The sequence below is a fragment of the Microcystis sp. M49636_WE2 genome, from assembly GCF_030065375.1.
GTDB classification, from domain to species: Bacteria; Cyanobacteriota; Cyanobacteriia; order Cyanobacteriales; family Microcystaceae; genus Microcystis; species Microcystis aeruginosa_C.
The window spans coordinates 1-5,174 of the sequence record NZ_JASJFG010000355.1 but is presented as its reverse complement, the minus strand read 5'-3'; the positions used below and the strand labels follow the sequence as shown (position 1 = coordinate 5,174).

The window sequence follows — 5,174 nt, the reverse complement described above, 5'->3', positions numbered from 1 at the left end:
TTTAAGAATTGCCCCGGCCCTGGAGACTTTAGATCAATTAATCGCCGGGGGAGAAAGTAATAGTTTTGATTTTGTCTTTATCGATGCCGATAAAAGTAATTATGATCCCTACTACGAACGGGCGTTACAATTGGTCAGAAGGGGCGGAATTATCGCTATCGATAATGTTTTTTGGTCGGGACGAGTGGCGGCGGCCGATAGCACCGATAATCGCACCAAAATTATCCGTTCACTTAATGCCAAAATTCAGCAGGATGAACGGGTAAATATCAGTATTATTCCTATTGGTGATGGTTTGACCCTGGCCATGAAAAAGTGAAGAAGTTAAGGAGATTAGAAAAGCTTTTGCTCTTCACAATCAGTGTCGATTTTTGTTGTCTAAATCTAGTCACCAGTCGGAAACCACCCACAGTAACGCTATATCTCTTAAGACCGTTAACGACAGCACTAAGTTATCAGTTCAACGGAGAGGGTGGGATTTGAACCCACGTTAGGTGTGACCCTAAAGCAGATTTCGAGTCTGCCGCATTCAACCACTCTGCCACCTCTCCACAGGGTTTGAGTCTGGATTATCATTTTAACAGATTACTTGCCCTAGGATTGATTTTTTTTGATCGACCTCTGGCATAATTGATTTTTGAGGGCTTAAAAACGTCAAAAATAAGGATTAAGCGGCATAAAATCGGTAAATAGACCATTTAATTGATTATTATTCATTCCCAATTCTCCTGACTACCGACTACTGACGACCGACTCCTCACCAACCACGACAATTTTTGATTTTTACAAGAGGTCTGATGAATCAAGCTCCTTTTCTTCCAGTTAACCATCCCCAGCCTAACTTTCTCGACCGGTTAGGGAGTCTCTGGAAATTTTCCCGTCCCCATACGATTATCGGCACTTCTTTCAGTGTTTTAAGTCTGTATTTAATTGCTTTAGGCAATATTAACGATTTTTTTAGCCATTGGCCAGTTTTATTGCTCACTTGGGTCGCTTGTCTTGCGGGTAATGTCTATATCGTCGGTTTAAATCAGTTGGAAGACATCGACATCGATAAAATCAATAAACCCCAGCTTCCCCTAGCCAAGGGCGAATTTTCTCCGTTAACAGGACGGTTGATCGTGGGTTTTACCGGTATTTTAGCAATTATAATGGCTTTTATCGGTGGTTTTTGGCTTTTAATCACCGTGGGGATTAGTTTACTTATCGGCACTGCTTATTCCTTGCCACCAGTGCGTTTAAAACGCTTTCCCCTCTGGTCCGCCTTCTGTATTTTTACCGTCCGGGGTGTCATCGTCAATTTAGGTCTTTTTAGCCACTACAACACAGTTATTAATCAAAATCAGTCTATCTATCCCTCGATCTGGGTTTTAACAGCTTTTGTTCTTGTTTTCACCGTTGCGATCGCTATTTTCAAGGATGTTCCAGACCTAGACGGCGATCGCATTTACCAAATTACCACTTTTACCCTCCTTCTCGGGCCAGAAAAAATCTTAACAATTTCCTTATTGACAATTTCTCTGTGTTATGCTGGTATGATTGCCGTCGGTCTCTTGGGGATAAGGGGAATTAATTCTCCTCTGGCCATTTTCGCCCATCTGCTCCTACTTCTTCTTCTTTGGTGGCGTAGTCGCGGAGTAAATTTAGAAGATAAAAGCGAAATCAGCCGATTTTACCAATTTATTTGGAAATTATTCTTCCTAGAATACCTTATATTTCCCCTCGCTTGTTTACTATGAAAATATCTCCTTTTTTAGCGGCGATTCCCTTACTTTGGCTAGGTGGTACAAGCGCACCTAGTCAGGAAACCATCGAGCCGCAATTATTAACCGGCAACCTTCATTTAAACCTGAAACATGGTGTTTGGAAACTGTGGCAAGATCAACCCGTTTATCAAGATATTACCCTAGATTTAAGCTGCGATCGATCTGTTTGTCAGCCGTCGGTGTGGGGATACGCACCGAAATTCAATAAAGAAGTGGATCACCAAGGTACGGTAAAAACGATTAAATTAGACAATGCTTGGCGATTACAGGTGAAAATGAACATTCAAACTCACCCTTGGCAAGCGGAAGTCAGGGAAGCTATCTATAATATCGAAATTGTCCCCCACCAAGACCAACTCATCGGCAGTTATCAAGGCACTTTAGGGGGAAGAAGACTACAAAACAAAGTTAATGGCACAATTTCCCCTTTATGGCCTAATCCTGTCCCTAATCACCAACCCCTGCAACCGCGAGAACATCCCCGTTTAATCTTTCGCAAGTCAGAATTAACTAATCTCAGAGAAAAAGCGAAAACTCCCATCGGTCAAACTATTATCGCTCAATTAAACAACAGTTTACAGCAAAAAATTTATTACGATGGTTATGTGCCTAACGGTGGTTATCATGCCACAGGTCATTGTTTTTTAGCAATTTTAAATCAAGATAGAAAATCAGCAGAAACCGCCTGGGAAATTCTCGAAAAAACCCGTAAAAATCGAGGCAGGAGAGTCTTAGAACAATCTCCAATTGTCGCCGGAGTCGCTCTCGCCTACGATCTTTGTTATGATTTTTGGGGAGAAAAGCGCCAACGGGAAATTACTGGCTGGTTATTCAGTGAAAGTAAAAAACTTCTCAAAGGTGATTCACCCAAAAATGGCTGGAATGGAGACACAGTTAGTAACTGGAATGCGCGGGCCAGAGGTGCGGCAGGATTAGCCAGTTTAGCGATTCTCAAAGAAGATTTACCGCCCGATTCTCTCTATTCTCCCTCTGCACAGGTGGAAATGGCCAAACGTCACATCGAACGCTATTTTATCACAGCTATCGGCGATCAAGGATTTGGCACGGAAGGAGATTTATACAGCACCGAACCCATGGTTCTCGCTGTTTTTCCTTTTTTGCAAGGGTATCGAAATAGTCTCGGATTAGACTTAGTAACCGGTTCCCCAGCAGCCCAATTAATCCCCCATTATTTAACCAGAATTGTCCCTAAAAATGGTCAATTATTGATTCCTGCTTATGGCAGACATCAGATGTTCGTAGGGGTATCTTTATTAACTATCGGATTGGGAATTACCGATAAATCATGGCTACCAGCAATAAAATGGCGATTACAAGGTCAAGAAAAACAACTTTTTCACCCCCATTATCCCCATATTGCCCCTTTTCTTCTCGCTGGTTATCCATCTAATCTTACTCCAGAAAATCCTGATCGCCAACTTTCCAGGGTTTTAGTTGATCAACAAAAGGGATTTTATACTTTTCGTAATCGCTGGCAAAATGAAGAGGATTTTGTCGCTAGTATCTATCTTAAACAGCAACCTTTTGTGGGAGGATGGTCTTTTCCCGATGTCGCTAGTGTGAGAATTTGGGGATTAGGAGGACAATGGGCAAGTTTTGAGGGGTCAGAAGGCGACTGGAACTCGGAAAATACGGTTATTTTCCCGAAAACCACGCCTTGGATCCAAGCAAAACCGATGACTTTTCAATCCAGTCCCGATGGTTCGGGAGTAATTACGTTAAAAACTGATAAAATCATGGTTAGAGGGGCTAATCCACCAGCAGGAGTGGCTCTAGTTCGTTCTTTCGCCGTCGATTACAGTCTATCCTCTGGTTCTCCCGGATTATTCGTCTTGATGGATAAATTATTAGGTAAAGTCGATGAACCAGAATTTATTAATAAAACTTGGGTGATGAATACCCAGGGAAATGTCACTCTCGGAAAAAATAGTTTTACTATCACTCAAAATGGTGCAAATATGCAGGGAACTTTTATCACTCCCGTGACTTTAAAAGTCGAGAAAACTAATACAGGTGAGCGCATTTTAGCCACGGGTAGCGAGGAGTTTTTTCTGGTGATGACCGTGCAGAAAAGTCGTCCCCCGGCAGTTAAAATTATCGGCAAGGGATTAGATGCGATCGTGCAAATTGGCTCCCAGGAAATATCAATTATCGACGGTGCAGTTAGATTAAAAGAGATGAAGTTTCAAGAGCCATAAAAATTGGCAAGTGACCCAAGAAAAGTTAACATTTATCAAGGATAATTCTAAAGATGATGACTATTTGAGCAATTATTGATGATATAATCAAGATAGCTGATCAAAATAGCCACTAAATTCAGAACTATCTAGAATTGCATCTATAATTTCTGGCTAACTAAACTATGACTAAATATTATCAAATCACCGTTCACAATCGTCAGACCGGCGAAAAATTTGTCACCACCGTTCCGGGGGATAACTATATACTGCACAGTCTGGAAAAACAGGGCTATCAATTACCCTTTTCCTGTCGCAATGGAGCTTGTACTAGCTGCGCGGTCAGGGTATTATCAGGAGATATCTACCAACCAGAGGCGATCGGACTATCGCCGGAATTAAAAGCCAGAGGATATGCTTTACTTTGTGTCAGTTATGCCCGTGGCGATATGGAAGTAGCCACCCAAGACGAAGATGAAGTCTATGAACTGCAATTCGGTCGCTTTTTTGCCCGTGGGAAAGTGCGTTTTGGTTTACCCTTAGATGAAGAATAGATTCGGGATTAATCGTGCCAGATACCAGCAGCCAATTAGAAAAATACCTAGACATTGCCAGTGAAGCCGCCCTAGCGGCAGGAACAATTATCCTCGATAATTGGGGTAAAATCGAGAAAATAGAAGAGAAAGGGCGATCGGGCGATTTAGTGACGGAAATAGATCGTCGAGCAGAAACAGAAATTCTCAAAATTATTAGCCGTCACTTTCCCGAACATGGGATTTTAGCGGAAGAATCGGGAAAACTGCCAGGGAGGGACAGCGAGTATCTCTGGGCGATCGATCCCCTCGATGGAACCACCAACTATGCTCACGGTTATCCCGTATCCGTCGTCTCCATCGGACTACTGATCGCAGGGAAAGCAGCAGTGGGAGTCATCTATAACCCCTTTAGAAAGGAACTATTTCGGGCAGCCAAGGGTTTGGGGGCCACCCTGAACCGTCGTCCCATCCATGTCTCCCGGACGAGTGAACTAGAAAAAAGTTTACTGGTGACGGGCTTTGCCTACGATCGCTGTCAAACCCCCGATAATAATTATGCCGAATTCTGTTATCTGACCCATCTGACCCAAGGGGTACGCCGCAGCGGTTCCGCTGCCAAAGACTTAACCGATGTGGCCTGTGGGCGCTTAGATGGTTATTGGGAACGAGGGATT

General features: G+C 43.0%; 5 protein-coding genes and 1 tRNA gene. 5 read left to right on the top strand and 1 reads right to left on the bottom strand.

Annotated features, from left to right (window positions below; all coding sequences use genetic code 11):
• Nucleotides 1–319: O-methyltransferase (locus PX484_RS08485; protein ID WP_502882709.1), on the top strand; the 319-nt coding region annotated here is incomplete at its 5' end.
• A gap of 145 nt (nt 320–464) precedes the next feature.
• Here PX484_RS08485 and PX484_RS08480 read toward each other — a convergent pair.
• Nucleotides 465–551 (bottom strand) — tRNA-Ser (locus PX484_RS08480).
• A gap of 246 nt (nt 552–797) precedes the next feature.
• On the opposite strand from PX484_RS08480, the gene PX484_RS08475 reads away from it, so the two are divergent.
• The 4 genes from PX484_RS08475 to PX484_RS08460 all read left to right on the top strand — a co-directional run.
• Entirely contained in the window at nt 798–1,739 is a 942-nt protein-coding gene (locus tag PX484_RS08475) for a homogentisate phytyltransferase (RefSeq protein ID WP_004268123.1), read from the top strand.
• Nucleotides 1,736–3,985 carry a hypothetical protein gene (locus PX484_RS08470; RefSeq protein ID WP_287766567.1) on the top strand — a complete coding sequence of 750 codons (2,250 nt, stop codon included), beginning with the start codon at nt 1,736–1,738 and terminating at the stop codon, nt 3,983–3,985. Before PX484_RS08475 ends, PX484_RS08470 begins: the two co-directional genes overlap by 4 nt.
• Before the next feature lie 164 nt (nt 3,986–4,149).
• A complete protein-coding gene (locus tag PX484_RS08465) occupies nt 4,150–4,518 on the top strand; it encodes a 2Fe-2S iron-sulfur cluster-binding protein (RefSeq protein WP_004268126.1) in 369 nt (122 codons plus the stop codon).
• A gap of 14 nt (nt 4,519–4,532) precedes the next feature.
• Nucleotides 4,533–5,174: inositol monophosphatase family protein (locus PX484_RS08460; protein WP_288103451.1), on the top strand; the 642-nt coding region annotated here is incomplete at its 3' end.

Bases quoted from the DNA above. Each gene is read 5' to 3' on its own strand.
- PX484_RS08470 (WP_287766567.1), top strand. From the start codon at position 1,736: ATGAAAATATCTCCTTTTTTAGCGGCGATTCCCTTACTTTGGCTAGGT.
- PX484_RS08465 (WP_004268126.1), top strand. From the start codon at position 4,150: ATGACTAAATATTATCAAATCACCGTTCACAATCGTCAGACCGGCGAA.
- PX484_RS08475 (WP_004268123.1), top strand. From the start codon at position 798: ATGAATCAAGCTCCTTTTCTTCCAGTTAACCATCCCCAGCCTAACTTT.